The organism is Staphylospora marina, assembly GCF_003856495.1.
Classification (GTDB): Bacteria; Bacillota; Bacilli; order Thermoactinomycetales; family Thermoactinomycetaceae; genus Staphylospora; species Staphylospora marina.
The window spans coordinates 2,029,445-2,044,953 of record NZ_CP034118.1 but is presented as its reverse complement, the minus strand read 5'-3'; the positions used below and the strand labels follow the sequence as shown (position 1 = coordinate 2,044,953).

The 15,509-nt window shown below is 56.4% G+C and carries 18 protein-coding genes; 13 read left to right on the top strand and 5 right to left on the bottom strand.

Annotation, left to right across the window (positions count from 1 at the left end; all coding sequences use genetic code 11):
• Window positions 1-89 precede the first annotated feature (89 nt).
• The 4 genes from EG886_RS10085 (at window position 90) to EG886_RS10070 (ending at window position 3,841) form a co-directional block, all read left to right on the top strand.
• Window positions 90-1,229, top strand: coding sequence for an aminopeptidase (locus tag EG886_RS10085; RefSeq protein WP_124728021.1), 1,140 nt, complete (start codon window positions 90-92; stop codon window positions 1,227-1,229).
• 85 nt (window positions 1,230-1,314) lie between these two features.
• Complete coding sequence (locus tag EG886_RS10080) at window positions 1,315-2,415, top strand: M42 family metallopeptidase (RefSeq protein WP_124728020.1); 1,101 nt, start codon at window positions 1,315-1,317, stop codon at window positions 2,413-2,415.
• Window positions 2,381-2,860 carry a PaaI family thioesterase gene (locus tag EG886_RS10075; RefSeq protein ID WP_241154307.1) on the top strand — a complete coding sequence of 160 codons (480 nt, stop codon included), beginning with the start codon at window positions 2,381-2,383 and terminating at the stop codon, window positions 2,858-2,860. The genes EG886_RS10080 and EG886_RS10075 overlap by 35 nt, the downstream gene beginning before the upstream one ends.
• A 228-nt stretch (window positions 2,861-3,088) precedes the next feature.
• A complete protein-coding gene (locus EG886_RS10070; RefSeq protein ID WP_124728018.1) occupies window positions 3,089-3,841 on the top strand; it encodes a glycine-rich domain-containing protein in 753 nt (250 codons plus the stop codon).
• 60 nt (window positions 3,842-3,901) lie between these two features.
• Here EG886_RS10070 and EG886_RS10065 read toward each other — a convergent pair whose 3' ends face one another.
• Both EG886_RS10065 and EG886_RS10060 read right to left on the bottom strand, forming a co-directional pair.
• A complete protein-coding gene (locus tag EG886_RS10065) occupies window positions 3,902-5,182 on the bottom strand; it encodes an MDR family MFS transporter (protein ID WP_124728017.1) in 1,281 nt (426 codons plus the stop codon).
• Between the two features lie 225 nt (window positions 5,183-5,407).
• Window positions 5,408-5,776, bottom strand: coding sequence for a molybdopterin-binding protein (locus EG886_RS10060; protein WP_124728016.1), 369 nt, complete (start codon window positions 5,774-5,776; stop codon window positions 5,408-5,410).
• Window positions 5,777-5,954: 178 nt separating this feature from the next.
• On the opposite strand from EG886_RS10060, the gene EG886_RS10055 reads away from it, so the two are divergent.
• Complete coding sequence (locus EG886_RS10055) at window positions 5,955-6,248, top strand: Fpa/YlaN family protein (protein ID WP_241154306.1); 294 nt, start codon at window positions 5,955-5,957, stop codon at window positions 6,246-6,248.
• A 34-nt stretch (window positions 6,249-6,282) separates the two neighbouring features.
• Here EG886_RS10055 and EG886_RS10050 read toward each other — a convergent pair whose 3' ends face one another.
• Window positions 6,283-7,170, bottom strand: coding sequence for a LysR family transcriptional regulator (locus tag EG886_RS10050; protein WP_164491781.1), 888 nt, complete (start codon window positions 7,168-7,170; stop codon window positions 6,283-6,285).
• Window positions 7,171-7,878: 708 nt separating this feature from the next.
• Window positions 7,879-8,940, bottom strand: a complete 1,062-nt coding sequence (gene cax / locus EG886_RS10045) for a calcium/proton exchanger (RefSeq protein ID WP_124728013.1) — start codon at window positions 8,938-8,940, stop codon at window positions 7,879-7,881.
• A gap of 232 nt (window positions 8,941-9,172) precedes the next feature.
• Between cax and EG886_RS10040 the strand changes: the two genes are divergently transcribed.
• Together EG886_RS10040 and EG886_RS10035 are read left to right on the top strand one after the other, a co-directional pair.
• Window positions 9,173-9,985 (top strand): NYN domain-containing protein, encoded by an 813-nt coding sequence (locus EG886_RS10040; protein WP_124728012.1) that lies wholly within the window; start codon window positions 9,173-9,175, stop codon window positions 9,983-9,985.
• Window positions 9,986-10,009: 24 nt separating this feature from the next.
• The gene (locus tag EG886_RS10035; RefSeq protein WP_124728011.1) at window positions 10,010-10,396 is read left to right on the top strand and encodes an Asp23/Gls24 family envelope stress response protein; all 387 of its coding nucleotides are present in this window, start codon (window positions 10,010-10,012) and stop codon (window positions 10,394-10,396) included.
• 68 nt (window positions 10,397-10,464) lie between these two features.
• Here EG886_RS10035 and EG886_RS10030 read toward each other — a convergent pair whose 3' ends face one another.
• Complete coding sequence (locus EG886_RS10030; protein ID WP_124728010.1) at window positions 10,465-10,812, bottom strand: YugN family protein; 348 nt, start codon at window positions 10,810-10,812, stop codon at window positions 10,465-10,467.
• Window positions 10,813-10,976: 164 nt separating this feature from the next.
• Here EG886_RS10030 and EG886_RS10025 point away from each other — a divergent pair, with 164 nt between their 5' ends.
• The 6 genes from EG886_RS10025 to EG886_RS10000 all read left to right on the top strand — a co-directional run bounded on the left by EG886_RS10025 (window position 10,977) and on the right by EG886_RS10000 (window position 15,483).
• A complete protein-coding gene (locus tag EG886_RS10025) occupies window positions 10,977-12,185 on the top strand; it encodes a M20 metallopeptidase family protein (protein WP_124728009.1) in 1,209 nt (402 codons plus the stop codon).
• 68 nt (window positions 12,186-12,253) lie between these two features.
• The gene (locus tag EG886_RS10020; protein WP_124728008.1) at window positions 12,254-12,697 is read left to right on the top strand and encodes a CBS domain-containing protein; all 444 of its coding nucleotides are present in this window, start codon (window positions 12,254-12,256) and stop codon (window positions 12,695-12,697) included.
• Window positions 12,698-12,764: 67 nt separating this feature from the next.
• Window positions 12,765-13,130 carry a YhjD family protein gene (locus tag EG886_RS10015; RefSeq protein ID WP_124728007.1) on the top strand — a complete coding sequence of 122 codons (366 nt, stop codon included), beginning with the start codon at window positions 12,765-12,767 and terminating at the stop codon, window positions 13,128-13,130.
• Between the two features lie 135 nt (window positions 13,131-13,265).
• The gene (spoVAC, locus tag EG886_RS10010; RefSeq protein ID WP_124728754.1) at window positions 13,266-13,721 is read left to right on the top strand and encodes a stage V sporulation protein AC; all 456 of its coding nucleotides are present in this window, start codon (window positions 13,266-13,268) and stop codon (window positions 13,719-13,721) included.
• Between the two features lie 17 nt (window positions 13,722-13,738).
• Window positions 13,739-14,752, top strand: coding sequence for a stage V sporulation protein AD (spoVAD, locus tag EG886_RS10005; protein ID WP_124728006.1), 1,014 nt, complete (start codon window positions 13,739-13,741; stop codon window positions 14,750-14,752).
• A 32-nt stretch (window positions 14,753-14,784) separates the two neighbouring features.
• Window positions 14,785-15,483: an SGNH/GDSL hydrolase family protein gene (locus EG886_RS10000; RefSeq protein ID WP_124728005.1), complete on the top strand. Its 699-nt coding sequence runs from the start codon at window positions 14,785-14,787 to the stop codon at window positions 15,481-15,483.
• The last annotated feature ends 26 nt before the right edge of the window (window positions 15,484-15,509 follow it).

Here is a 15,509-nt window from a genome sequence, read left to right as displayed (position 1 = left end):
ATAGATGACGTCGGCAGACCCGAAGACGCAATCCGGTCTCGAGCCATTGTACACCGAGCAAAAGAATCTGAAAAGGGGATGCATGAACCATGCGAGATCAACGAGTGTCGGAACTGGCCCGAATCCTCGTCCGTCATTCATGCCGCGTTCAAAAAGGGGAACGCGTCCTGATCGACGTGTTCGGCAAGGAGCGCGAACTGGCGCGGGAGCTGGTCAAGGAAGTGTACGCGGCGGGAGGGTATCCGCACGTCCAGCTCAATGACCAGTCGATCACCCGCCAGCTGCTGATGGGAACCAGCGAGGAACATTTGTCCGTCTGGTCGGAGCTGGATTTGGAACGGATGAAGAAGATGGATGCTTACATCGGCATCCGCGGTTCCGACAATGTCAACGAACTCAGCGATGTGCCGGAAGAGAAGATCCGCCTGTTCATGAAGCTGTACAATCACCCGATTCACAGCGAACAACGCGTCAAGAAAACCAAATGGGTCGTTCTCCGTTATCCGAACCATTCAATGGCTCAATTGGCCGGCATGTCCACGGAAGCATTCGAAGATTTTTACTTCCGGGTTTGCAACGTGGATTACGAGCGCATGGCGGAAGCGATGGAGCCGCTGGTCAAACGGATGGAGCGGGCCGACAAGGTGCGGATCAAGGGACCGGGAACCGATCTCACGTTCTCCATCAAAGACATCCCGGTGATCAAATGCGCCGGACAGAACAACATCCCGGACGGAGAAGTGTTCACCGCCCCCGTCCGTGATTCCGTAAACGGTTACATCACGTTCAACACTCCCTCCGTGTATCAGGGCTTCACCTATGAAAACATCCGTTTCGAGTTCAAGGACGGCAAAATCGTCAAAGCGACGGCCAATGACACCGAACGGATCAACCAGCTCCTCGATGCGGACGAAGGGGCCCGTTACATCGGAGAATTCAGTCTCGGCGTCAACCCGCACATCAACCATCCGATGAAAGACACCCTGTTTGACGAGAAGATCAACGGCAGCTTCCACTTCACGCCCGGCCAGGCTTACGAGGAAGCGGACAACGGCAACCGCTCCTCGATTCACTGGGATCTGGTCTGCATTCAGCGTCCGGAATACGGCGGCGGAGAGATCTGGTTTGACGATGAACTGATCCGCAAGGACGGTTTGTTTGTCACCGAGGATCTGAAAGGGCTCAATCCCGATGCCCTCAAGGCCAGCCGCTCGTTTGAGACCGTCTGATGTGACCGGGGCCGGATTCGGGACAAACATCCGCGGCTCTCTCCCGTCGGGGGAGAAGCCGCTTCTCTTCATTGGAGGGGTTTTCATGCATGCATTTCCCGAAGAACGGGTAAAGATGACGTTGGTGGATTTGCTGGCCATTCCCAGTCCGACGGGATATGCTCATCGGGCCGTCGACTTCGTGGAGAAGCGGCTCGGGTCACTGGGGCTTGAAACCGTCCGGGACAACAAAGGCGGGCTTCGCGTGACGCTGAACGGGAAAAATGACAGACACCACCGGTACATCACCGCTCACGTGGACACGCTGGGAGCCATGGTGAAAGAGATCAAACCCGACGGGCGACTCAAGCTGACCAAAATCGGCGGGTTCGGCTGGTTTTCCGTGGACGGGGCGTATTGCCGCGTTCATACCCGGGACGGCCGGGAACATTCCGGAACCATTCTCGCTTCCCACACGTCCGTTCATGTCTACCATGATGCGGAAAAACAACCCAGGTCGGACGAAACGATGGAGGTCCGGTTGGATCTTGCGGCAAACAGTGCCGAGGAAGTGCGGAAGCAGGGGATTCGCGTGGGAGATTTCGTCTCCTTTGAACCGATGATTGAATGGACGGAAACCGGATTCATCAAGGCGCGCCATCTGGACGACAAAGCCGCCGTCGCCGTCCTGATCGAGCTGATCGCCGCGTTTGCGAAGAGCGGTCGCCGGCCGGCTCACACCACCCATTTTTATTTCAGCTGTTACGAGGAAGTCGGGTTTGGAGCCAACAGCGCCATCCCGCCCGACGTGCGCGAGTTTTTGGCGGTGGACATGGGAGCGCTCGGAAGCGGACAAACCGGCGACGAATTTTCCGTATCCATTTGCGCCAAGGATTCTTCCGGTCCGTATCATTACGGATTGACCCAATTTCTTGTCCGGTTGGCCGAAGAGCACGACATCCGTCATCAGGTGGACATCTATCCCCGCTACGGGTCGGATGCCAGTGCCGCGGTGAGGGCGGGTCACGACGTGATGCATGCGCTTTGCGGCCCGGGAGTGGACGCTTCCCATGCGTACGAACGGACGCATCGCGACGCATTGGAACAGACCTGGAGGCTTCTGGATGCTTACTTGATGACGTCTCTGCCGGACACAAGGGAGTCAGTCAATGATGGATTTGCACAACGAACTGCTGCGCGTGCTTGAAGAAGGAAATGACGAGGAGCGGGAGATCCTCCGGCTCACGCTGCAGGCCATCCGTCAGAAACGCGAAAGACAAAGCGCTTGGATTTCCGGATACATGGGCCTTTCCGGTTCACTGAATGAAGACGGTTCCTATGAATTCCAGGTTCCCGTCACCCCGTTCATGATGAACCGGGCCGGCATGGTGCACGGCGGGATTTCGGCCACGCTTGCCGATTCGACGATCGGTTCACTCGTTCACCGGCATCTCCCTGAAGGGTACGGTGCCGTGACGGTGGAGCTGAAGATCAACTATCTGCAGCCGGGACGTGGGGAAATGCTCATCTCCCGGGCCCGATTGCTTCGGATGGGAAAAACGCTCGCCATTGCCACCTGTGAAATCAAAACGGACCGGGATACCCCCGTCTGTTTTGCCACGGGAACCTTCTATATCTACAAAAAGAGATGATCTCCGGATGATCATCGGCCGACCGATTTGCGGGAAGACCGGGCGGAGCCCGCGCGAAATGGTGCCGAACGCGATCCGCCCGGCGAACCCCGGATTTCCCTGTCCCATCCGGTACGCCATGTCCGGCCGTTTCTTCAGGAACCCTTGGAGAATGACAAAATCTTGATTTACGCTAAATATTAGATAAATTATAATTAGATTGAATATATTCGCCGAGGGGTGTGATTCATGCTTCCCAGCCTCAGTGTGGACTTGGTTAAGGCCGCGCGCAAAAGTTCCGAGCTTCTTTCGTCGTTGCCGGTTGAAGTACTCGGGGAAATGGAGGTCCGCTACCGCAAGTTTTTGCGACTGGTCCAGAAGTATCCAGACGTCCCCCTGTCTCCTGCCTGTGACATCGACGAAATGTGGCATCTGCACATGCTGCATCCCCGGGCATATATTCAAGATTGCATGAATCTGTTCGGAAGAATTCTGGATCACAACGGGGGGTTTGGGAGCACGGAAGAGGAACGACCCGTGCTTATTCGTTATGCAAACGAAACGGAAGAGTACTGGAAGCGGGAGTACGGGGAAGAATATTTTTCCGCGACGGCTGTTCGGGTGAAAAGACTGCTGGATGCCGTCAAACGGGCGGTGGCATCGGAAGGGTCCGCACCCGAAGCGAAGGAAGGCACGAAGTTGTGTGTCGTGGCACCTGAGGCGAAGGAAGGCGCGAAGCTGTGCGTCGTGGCGCCCGAAGCGAACGAAGGCGCGAAGTGGTGCGTGTATGCACCCGAAGCGAAGGAAGGCGCGAAGCTGTGCGTCGTGGCGCCCGAAGCGAACGAGGGCGTGAAGTTGTGTGTCGTGGCGCCCGAAGCGAACGAGGGCGTGAAGTTGTGTGTCGTGGGGCCCGAAGCGAACGAGGGTGTGAAGTTGTGTGTCGTGGCACCCGAAGCGAACGAAGGCGTGAAGTTGTGTGTGGTCAGAACGGCAAAAAGCTGAAGCAAGGCGGAGAAAGCAGAAAGCGGCCGGGATCCGAACCCGACCGCTTTTCTTGTTTGTTCATGGTTGTCCGACCATTTTCTTCTCTCCGTGGGGAGGAGAGGAAAGCCGGTGTTCCATGCGGCGACAAATGGTCCGAAACAACATCAGGCCCGCAAAACCGGTGATCAGGAAGAGAAACGCCATCCACCCGGGGGTCAGGCGGGCACCGAGACTGATGCCGAGACTTCCCGCCAGCCGGCCCACATGAAACAATTGATTGTAAACGGCCATGTAAGCACTGCGGGAACGTTCATCGGCCAGATCGGCCAGCATGCTCTGTTTGACCGGGATAAAGATCACTTCCCCGAGGGTATAGACGAACACGGCGAGAAGCAGGAGTCCGATGTCCTGGGTCAGAACCAGAGCGGCGTTGCCGACGGTGTACAGGGCAATGCCGCCCGTCAGAGCGGCTCTGTCATTCATTTTTTTGATCCATGAAGACAAAAGCAACGCTCCCGCGACGATCAGAACGGTATTTTCCATGCGAAGCCAACTGACGGCCTGGATGCCGTCCAACGTGGCGGAGAACAGACCGGAGATGGACAGGGTTTGTTCCGGAAACGTCCGATGCAAAAGAACGGTGACATAGTACGGAAACTGAAATTCCAGCGAGAGCACCGCAAGGCTGGCGATCCAATACAGGATGAACAGGCGGTCAACCGCCACCTTCCGGTAAGAAGCCGAGAAATCGCTCAAAAATTCGCTCAAATCCGGTGCTTTTGTCGGCGCCGGCATCAGTTCCCTCAACGTCGCAAACAAAAGAAGATTGATGAGCGAAACGACGGAAAGCGCCAGAAACAGCCAGAAACGCTTGTCCAGGAAGTACAACCCGCCGATCAGGGAACCGATCATGATGGACAGGTTATAGATCCAGTATTGAAGGGTATACACGGTCCGCCGGTTCTCGCTGTTGCTTGAATCGATGATCATCGCGTCGGTGGCCGGCAGGCTGAGCCCCAGGCCCGCTCCGTGCAGGATCATCATCCACCATGTCAGACGGACGGAATCCAACAGCGGCGAGTTGGCCAGCGTCATGCCCGCAAACGCCAGAAACATGAAGCTTTCCGAGATGAGAATCATCTTCTTGCGGCCGATCCGGTCGGCCAGATAACCGCCCGGGAAGCCGGCGAGCATGGTGACCAGTGAAATGAGAAAGAGGGCAAGACTGCCCTTGTCCGTGCCCAACTTGTCCACAAAATAGATGCCGACAAAGGGAAAGACGGTGTTGTTTGCGGTTCGTGTCAGGAACAGGCTCACCAGTCGGATCCGGATGTTCCGGTGCAGACCGAAAAAATTCACACGACTCCCCCTTCGAAAATGCAGAAAAATACTCACATTAATAAAAATTTAATTTATATTATTGATTTGATTTTTCGGTACGTCAATAGTACGTGTCAAGAAATAATCAAAAAAATTTCGAACCGGAGAAGGAGGGCGAAGAGCGTTGATCGGAGGGGAGAGAAAAGACGGAGAAAAACGCGCCGGAAGAACATCCTCCGGCGCGAGAACGGGTGAATCCCGGCATCATTCGGCCAATTCCAGTTTTGTGATGCCGTCGATCGGCGCATGACGGTTGCTTCCGTCCGCCAGATAGAGAAGGACGGGTCCGCCTTCCCGGATCGGCTTGCCGTCTTTGGCGAAACACATGAGTGCACGCATGGCCTCTTCGAGACTCAGGGTGACCGGATCTCCCGTGGAGCGATGCACGATCACTTTGGTGGCTTCGGGAAGAGGTTCGCTGTTTTTCAGAAAGGCGGAAAGCTCGACCGCCAATCCTTCCTCGCCCGGAATCCGGTCGGACAAAGGGAATTTCCGGTCGTCGATGATCCAGATCGACGGGTCGAGCGTGATGCGCCAGGTGACCAAACCGGTGACGGGAATAACCGGATGCATCAAAGCACCCCCTTTCCGCGCGTGGCCGGTTGTATCCCAACTCTTCCATTATACCTCAATCAGGCCCGTGCATACGGGCATGTTTTGCAAACGGGGGGCGAACGTGATAAACTGGTTTTAGTATCATCGGGTCCGATTTATCCGTGAGATGCCACTCATGGTCGAGGGGGGGTTCGCATTGACCACCAAGGCGCAGACCGATCTGCATCTGCGGGCGCTCGCCCTGCTCAGGGAAGATGCCGAAAAGATCGCTCAGCTGATCGCCGTCCAGCTTCAAAACCTGACGTTGCCCAAGTGTCCGTTGTATGAAGAAGTGTTGGACACCCAGATGTTCGGATTGTCAAGGGAGATCGATTTTGCCGTCCGCGCCGGACTGATCACCCGGGACCAAGGACAGCAAATCATTCACGATCTCGAACGAAAGCTGGCGGATCTGTATACAAGAATTCTCCCCCCGGCGGAAGGGGAATGACACCAGGAGACTCCCGAAATGGCGGAGTCTTTTTTTATGGCCCGTCCGCGGGATAGATTCCCCGGATGTCTTCGATCACTTGTTTTGCGGTGCGGGTGAGGTATTTCGGTTCGGGATGGCACAGGCTGATGGTCACCGAATGCTCGAACCGGGTGATGCGGACCTTCCGGACGGAAACGGTGTCATCCACGGTGACCGAAGGAACGAGGGCCATGCCGAACCCTTCCGCGACCAACTGTTTGATCTCTTCCGTCCCCGTGATCTCCATGACGCCCCGTACCCGGATTTGATGCTTCTCCAACAGGGAATCCAGCAACATCCGTTCCGCCGTACCGGCCGCAAACAGAATCAGCGGGCACTTTTCCAGCTCTTCAGGCGACACGTGGCTTTTGTCCGTGAAAGACGGGTGGTTTCGGGCGGCGATCAGGACGAAAGAATCGACAAACAGCGTCTGCGTTCGCAGATGCGCGGGTACCGGCCCCAGATCGAACATCACCCCGAGATCGATCAGTCCTTCGGACAAATGCGAAACCGTTCGTGTCGAATCCACGGTCAACAACCGCAGGGGCAGTTCCGGATGACGGGTCCGGAAATATTTGGCCAGCCGCGGCAGGATCGCTTGCGACAGACCGGAGGGAATTCCCAGCGTCAACGGGCCTTTCGGCTTTCGTTCCCATCCGCCGGCAGCTTCTTTGCTCTCCTCCATCAAGTCCAGGATTTTTTTTGCATATGGCAGGAAGGTGGTTCCGGCCGGTGTCAGACGGACTTGTGAGCGGATGAACAGTTTGGTGCCCAATTCTTCCTCCAGGCTACGGATTTGGGCACTGACGGCAGGTTGGGTCAGGTTGAGCACTTCCGCCGCTTGTCGGAAATGCCGCTTCCGGGCCACTTCGACAAAGGTGATCAACTGTTGTTCATTCATCCGGATGACCCCTTCTCCTCCCGAGTTGGATGTTTCCCCCGGCGTCCCCGAAGGGATGCGAACTTGTGGAACATGCGAAAACCGGTGACTTCGCGGCCGGACGGGCGGCATGCCCCTCCGGCGGGCTCCCCGCGATCGAAGCGGGTCTGATCGAATCGACTCGGGAAGCGGATGAAACGACGATTCCGCGTTTGGAAAATTTTACGATTTGTTTAATTTTTGGATCAACCAGGTCCTTTTCTGCTCCGATGACAGGAGGCATTGCGTGTCCGGGCAAGGCCGCTTCATCCGCATGCACCGGCGTTTCCTTGTGATCCGGAAACCCGCTTGCGATGTGAAGGAGTCCGCGTCGACAATCCGTCGTGGGTGTTTCGTTCCGTTCCTGATGTCAAATGCCGATATTTCATAAATTCATTACAATAGTAATAAATCCCTTCCTTAGCAGAGAGAAATTGGACGGCTGAAGATTGGATGGAAGGGCATCGTCTTCATCCGAGGGAACGCTTTGTTTCCGTTCATTCCCGTTTCCGAGCCGTTCAACGTGGAAAATTCTTGTCGCTTGTGCAAAAAAGTTGTGAATGAAGAGGGGGCCGGAGAAGGGGAGAGGGGACACCGTGCGGCGGGCCCGGCCGCATCGGCCGGCCCGGTTCACGGCATGTTCAAGGGAGGGCCGGGAAGGAGGGCCGGGAAGCGATTCCAAGGCATCGGTCAGACCACGAAAAACACCGTGCCCAAGATCAGATAGACGAGAAGGAGCAGGATGCCTTCGTACCAGTTGGTGGATCCGTCCCGGGAAATGGAAGCGGCGATGAACGCCGACACGGCGATGGCCGCCACCTCGTGGTTGCTGAAGATCAGGTCCATCGGATGTCCGAGGAGCCAACTGACGAAAACCAGAACGGGAGCGACGAACAATGCGATTTGCAAGCTGCTGCCCACGGCGATTTCCACGGCCGCACCCATCCGGTTTTTCATGGCGAGGAAGATGGCGGCGCTGTGTTCGGCGGCGTTTCCGATGATGGCAATCAGGAACGCCCCCACGAACAGTTCGGACCATCCCAGGGTCTTGGCGACGGCTTCCACGTTGTGCACCAACCATTCCGATTGCAGGGCGACAAACGCGGTGGACACGGCCAGCATCAGGAGGGACAACCCTTTGGACCACATCGGTTTTTCTTCATGGACGTGATCCGGCACGCCGTCGATGGTTTCTCCCAATTCTTCTTTGTGGGTCACCATCGAAAAGTACAGCCAGAGGAAGTAACCGATGATCAGCAATGCGGCGATGATCAGACTGACGCCGTGTTTTTCTTTCGTCGGAAGCCCCGTCATGAAGGCCGCCGGAACAAACAGCGCAATCACGGACAGCATCATGAGGGAAGCGTTGTGCCCGGCCAACATGGAATTGAATCGTTGAATGCGGTGTTTGAGACCTCCGAAAAAGACGGACAGCCCCAGGACCAGAAGCAGGTTGCCGATCACCGAGCCGGTGATGCTCGCTTTGACCATGTCAAACAGTCCTTCTTTGACCAGGAAGATGGCAATGATCAGTTCCGCGGCGTTTCCGAACGTGGCGTTGAGCAACCCCCCGAGCCGTTCACCGGAGTAATGCGCCACGTTTTCCGTGGCTTTTCCGAGCAGCGCGGCCCAGAAAACGAGCGAAAGACAGGCGGCGGCGAAGCGGAGCGATTCATTCTCCGTCAGAAAGTGGGCCGCGGCACTTCCCAGGGTGGTAAGCAGCAGCATCGGGGAAAACCATCGATTTTTCATTCCGGTTCACCTCTGTGCGCATGGGGAAATGAATTCTCGGTGCGGAACCGACTCCATTCAACGCAAGCGGATTCCATCCGACTCACTTTCAGCATACAAAAGTCGGAATATTGTCAAATTCGCTCGCAGGGTGCAGAAACCTGTCTGATTTGGCCCGGGGCAGGAAATCCTTCCCGGAGATCGAAATAGACCCATATGAGGACGGGCTGCCGTGGAAAGGAGGGCATAACCCATGGGCTCGAAAGACACGGCGATCTTCATTGATCTGGAGAATGTATATTATGGTTTGAAGAAATATTGTTTTGATCCCGACCACCCGGATGAGAAGCACAATCTCTTTCTCCGGCTGCAACAGCATTACGGAAGGGAATCCATCCGATTGATCGAGGCGTATGCCGATTTTGAACAACTGGACCTGTCGATGATGAGCCTGCAGAAAAAAAGAGTGCACATACACCAGGTGTACGGAAACGGCCGAAAAGGAAAAGACCGCAAAAACGCATCCGACATCCAGCTTTGCATCGATGCGATCGATGTGCTTCACCGAATCCCGGAAATTGCGACATTCGTGATTGTCAGTGCGGACCAGGACATGATTCCGCTGCTGGACCGGTTGTGGTCCAGGGGAAAGCGGGTGGAACTCGTTTGTCTCCAGGATGAAAGTCTTTCCAAATCCGCCGCCCATCATGAGTTTTGCGATCATACCCACAATCTGTTCAAGTTTCTGAATATTGATCAATTTCAAAAAATGTCCGGCGTGGATCGGCTCATTCAACAAGCGGTCCTGCATATTTATGAATGGTACAGGGATCCCGGAAACCTGGGGAAAAGCTACGGAAGCACCTGGATCAAGAAAGATTTGGCGCGCAAGTTCCGCTTGGACGAACTGGAGGCAAGTCAATTGTTTCAACGGTTGCTGAAAGGGAAATATATTACCCCCGTGGAAGTGGAAATCGATCGCCGGACGTACTACGGATACAGAGTGAATCTGGATCATCCCCAGGTCCGGACGATCGTGAAGATTGCCGGTTACAAAGTCAGCTAGAGTCGGAAAACGGGAGGAAGGCGCATGGAAGCCTGGCAAGGTACGGTAAGGATCGCGGATGATGTGGTGGCGGTGATCGCCGGTCTCGCAGCGCTCGGAACGGAAGGCATTGCCGGCATGTCCGGCGGAGTGGCAGAAGGAATCGCCAAGCGGGTCAGCGGAAAAAACGTGACCAAAGGCGTCACGGTGGAAGTGGGGCAGGCCGAGGCGGCCATCGATCTCCGGGTGGTGGTCGAGTACGGGAGACCGATCCACGAAGTGTGTGCGAGGCTGCAGCGGGAAGTGAAAGATGCCGTGGAAATGATGACGGGTTTGAAAGTGGTGGAAGTCAACGTCAAGGTGGAAGGACTGGAATTCAAGGAATCCCGTGCAACGGACGGGAAAAAATCGGAAGATCGGCGGTCGATCTGATGTCCCGAAAAACCCTTTTTCCGACCATCCCATCGGAAAAAGGGTTTTGTTTGTCGGGAATAGAATCCTTATTCGTTGAGTGCGTTTTCAAGCTCAGTCAACTTGGCTTTGACGTCTTCGCTCAATCCTTCCGGGACTTCAACGGTTTCATCCAAACCATGCGGGAAGAAATGACGCGCAAAACGGGGATGATCCAGTTCCACGAGGGCTTTCTTGTTTTCCAGTCTTTTTTCATTCACGACCCGGCCGGAGAGGCGGAGGTAATAGTCAACACCGTCCAGCGTATATTTCAAATCATATGTGACTTTCCCGAAATCCCAGGACCAACGGACAAAGCCCAGCTTTTTGGTCATGATCCGCTCCAGTTCGCCGAATTCTTTGCGGATGCCTTTGGTTTTGACATCGGTGAAGATCATTCCAAGTGCCTCCTTTGGTTGCACCGTGTTGAACTCTTTTTATGATAGTACGTTCAGACCGCGATGACAACATGCCGAAAGCGGCGGCAAAGCTTGAAACCGCATGAGGCGCCGCCGTCGGCGGCAAAATCCAAAACATCATCACGTTCCGGGGAGGGGGACATATGACCGATCGGGTACACCGGATCGTTGGCGGGCTGCATGAGGAAATGATCTCCTGGAGGCGGCATTTTCACCGTCATCCGGAGCTTTCGTTTCAGGAGAAGGAAACGTCGCGGAAAGTGGCGGAATTGTTGGAATCCTTCGGTCTGGAAGTTCGGACGGGAATTGCCGGGTACGGAGTGACGGGCTTGCTCCGCGGGGCGAAACCCGGACCGACGATTGCACTGCGGGCCGACATGGATGCCTTGCCCATTCAGGAGGAAAATGAAACGGAATATCGTTCCGAGGTGCCCGGTGTCATGCATGCCTGCGGCCATGACGGGCACATGGCGATGTTGCTGGGAGCCGCCAAGGCTTTGACATCCTTCCGGGAAGAGCTGGCCGGTCAAGTATTGTTTCTGTTCCAACCGGCCGAAGAGAAATTGCCCGGAGGAGCGCAAGGGATGATCCGGGAAGGGGTGCTGGACGGCGTGGACTGCGTGTTCGGTCTGCACCTTTGGTCTCCGTTGCCAGTCGGATGCGTCGGCATCTGTGAAAAGGAGTTCATGGCGGCCGCCGACGGATTTGAGGTGGAGATCATCGGAAGAGGCGGTCACGGCGGCTTGCCTCACAAGACGGTGGATCCGGTGCTGGTGGCATCGCATGTGGTCATCAATTTGCAGGCCCTTGTCTCCCGGGAAACGGATCCGCTCGACTCGGCGGTGATCTCGGTGTGCACCATCCAGGGCGGGACCGGGTTCAACGTCATTGCCGACACGGTCCGGATGGGCGGAACGGTGAGATGCTTTGACCTCGGGACGCGGGAGAGAATCATCAAGCGGATGAGGGAAGTGATCGAAAGCACCTGCTCCATGTTTCAGGCCTCCTGCCGCTTTGAATACCGTCCGGGTTATCCGCCGCTGATCAACCCTCCCGAAGAGGTCCGGTTCGCCGCCCGGTTGGCGGAACAAATCGTGAGCCCGGAGCGGGTGGTCACCCTCCCGAAAGTGATGGGCGGGGAAGATTTTGCCTACTATCTGCAGCAGCGTCCCGGAGCGTTCCTGTTTGTCGGGGCGGGCAACACAGAGCGGGGAATCACCGCACCGCATCATCACAGCCGGTTTGACATCGATGAACGGTCGCTGAAAATCGGGGCGGAGTGGCTGGTCAGAATCGCCTTGGGCAAGTTGGCTCCCGATCCGAAGACGGACGGATCTGCGTCGCCTCAATGACTGTCAGGAAGTGGAGAGAATGCCCCCCTCGGCCGGTGGAACGATATACGGCAGAGGGGGGATTTTTCATGCACAAGGTCAGGGATATCATGTCCACCGATATTGAATATGTGTCGCCGCAGGACAATGTCTTTGAAGCGGCCGTCCTGATGAAGGATCACAACATCGGTGCGGTTCCGGTGGTGGAGAACGGACAGTTGCGCGGAATGGTGACGGACCGCGACCTGGTGATCCGCAACATCGCGGAGCGCAGGCCCAACTCCGCGCCGGTCGGAGAGATCATGTCGACCCGACTGGTTTACTGCACGCCGGACATGTCGGTGGATGAAGCGGCCAGACTGATGGCGGAAGCACAGGTTCGCCGACTTCCGGTCGTGGAAAACAACCGGTTGATCGGCATGGTTTCGCTCGGAGACCTGGCGGTGCACCAACCTTACCAGGACGAGGCGGGCGAGGCGCTCCAGGTCATCTCCGAAACCCACAACCCGCATGCTTCCAACGATTTGCAATGACCCCCGAACCTGCCGGCAAACAGCCGGCAGGTTTCTTTTCGGGCAGTGGCAAGGAGGACGAACGGCCTTGGAAACCGTCGAAGAGACGATTCATTTTCTGGAAACGCTCAAGAAATCCGTGGTGCTTGAAGTGTTGGTTGCCGCCCTGCTGGCCGACCGGAAGCGGCTTGCCGCGGCGCCGGTCCGGTTTGCCGGCTTTTGGGTCAGCCTGTCCGACCGGTTGACGGAGCGGGCGGAGCGGGATCTTCGGTCCGTGCGCATGGAATTGAGGCGACTGGGCGTTGAGATTCTGGAGACGGTTCAATCGGAGGAAGCCAGGGAAGTGCGTTGCCGATGGAAAGGGACAATCCGCAAGGAAAAATGGTTGAATGAATGGTTGAAAGCCGAGTGCGTGAAACAATTGGAGGCATATGCCGGTTTCGACCGGGCGTGAATCCGCCCCTTCTTCGTTCTCTTTCACCGGTCCCATCCGGACCCGGTTTTCGCATAAACCGATTCAATCTTTCGCATGATAACATCATCCATCTTGCATGCGGAGGAGACGAAGAGCGTGAGTGTGCTTTCATCCATGAAGGGAAAAAAAAGAGACCAATTTTACGCCAAGATTGCAGACAAACATCGTCCCAGGCCGAAAGTATTGGCCAACTGCGTGAAGGCATTTCTCGTCGGCGGGTCGATCTGCATGCTGGGGCAGGCCATTTCCATGATGTATGTCAGGTGGTTCGGTTTCGAACCGCAAAAGGCGGGCGAGCCCACCACCGCCACGCTGATCTTTCTGTCCTGTCTTCTGACCGGCCTCGGGGTGTTTGACCGGATCGGTCAGTGGGCCGGCGCGGGCACGGCCGTGCCGGTGACCGGCTTTGCCAACTCCATCGCTTCCGCGGCGCTTGAGCACAAGTCCGAAGGATGGGTTCTCGGTGTCGGCGGAAACATGTTCAAACTGGCCGGGTCCGTGATCGTGTTCGGAACGGTGGCTGCCTTTGTGGTCGGAGTCATTCACACGTTGCTGGGGATGATCCGATGAGAGGGGGAGCACTGACGATGGGTGATTTGAAACGGGTCGGCAAACATACCTGGACCTTCAGCGAGAGCCTCCGGATTTTGTCCTCATCCGCCGTGGCGGGGCCGATGGAAGGCCAGGGGCTGCTCAAAGATTCCTATGACAAGGTCTACGACGATCTTTATTGCGGAGAAGACACGTGGGAGAAAGCGGAGCGCAAAATGATGGAAGACGCGGTGAACATCGCCGTCCGGAAAGCCGAGCTGACCCCGGATGACATCGACATCTTTTTGGCGGGAGATCTCCTCAACCAGAACATCACCGCTGCTTTCTCCGCCGGCACCTTGCAGCTTCCTTTCATCGGCGTGTACGGAGCCTGTTCCACTTCCATGTTGTCGCTGACGTTGGCCGCCGCTCTCGTGGACGCCGGATATGCCCGGAAAGCGGTTGCCGGTGTCAGCAGCCACAACTGCACGGCGGAAAAGCAGTACCGCTATCCGACCGAATACGGAGGGCAAAAGCCCGACACCGCCCAGTGGACCGTCACGGGAGCCGGCGCCTGCGTGCTGGGAGTCGGCCATGAAGGGCCGAGAATTCGTTATGCCACGGTGGGAACCGTCACCGATTACGGGGTGAAAAATCCTTTTGACATGGGATCGGCCATGGCTCCGGCGGCGGCACGAACCATCGCCGCCCACTTCGAGGATACGGGCAGGAAACCGACCGACTATGACCTGATCGTCACGGGAGATCTTGCCTCGGTGGGTCTGCCGATCGCCCGTGAACTGCTGGGGGCGGAAGGATATGAAATGGGCGACCGCTTCAATGATTGCGGATTGATGATCTACACCGCCGAACAGGACACGTTTGCGGGAGGAAGCGGGTGTGCCAGCAGTGCCATCGTGACGTACGGACACTTGATCCGGAAACTTCAAACGGGGAAATACCGGAGAATTCTTGTGGTGGCCACCGGTGCACTGCTCAGTCCGGTTTCCTACCAGCAGGGAGAATCGATTCCTTGCATCGCTCATGCCGTTTCGATGGAAATGGACTAAGCGGCGATCAATCATGGAAAGGAAGAGAACCCATGCGAGATGAGCAGTTGCGACCGGTTGCCTATCTGGCTCTGGGGGATTCGCTCACCGAGGGAATCGGCGCGGAAAGTCCCGACAGGCATTTTGTCGTCCGGTTGTTCCGGAAGTTGCGCCATTCCGATGACTGCCGTTTCCGCAATTGGGGTGTGTCCGGAATGACGAGTGCCGAGCTGTTGCATTTTGTGGAAAATCCGGCCATCCTTCGGATGCTGCCCAAAATGACGCACATTTCGTTGACCACCGGAGGATGCGATTTCATCCGGCTGTATGAGGCAGGCACTCTCACCTTGCGGGACGTCGTCAAGACGGCCCGCGAGATCCAGCAGCGGCTCTGCCGGATTCTGTCCTTGATCCGCGGCGCGAATCCGACGGTTTCCATTTATCTGCTGGGATTTTATCTTCCCCCTCCCGCCTATGAGCTGGGCTTTCAGAAAGCGGCGATGGCGGTGAAAATGATGAACCGCATGTACACCCGCATTTGCGAACGGTACGGGGTCACGTTCATCAATCCGTTCTACCGGTTTTTGAACCGCCATGAGTGGTTCTGTGACGAGGTTCATCCCAATCAGCGTGGACACGACGAGATTTCGGAGCTGTTCTTAAGCGGAGCGAACGTTCAGGAAACGTGGGAGGGAACCCGTGAACACACCGCCGGATCGACTCCGGTTCCCTCCGTGAATCTATCAGGATAGCCGCCAATTTTGAAAGAATGTCCAGT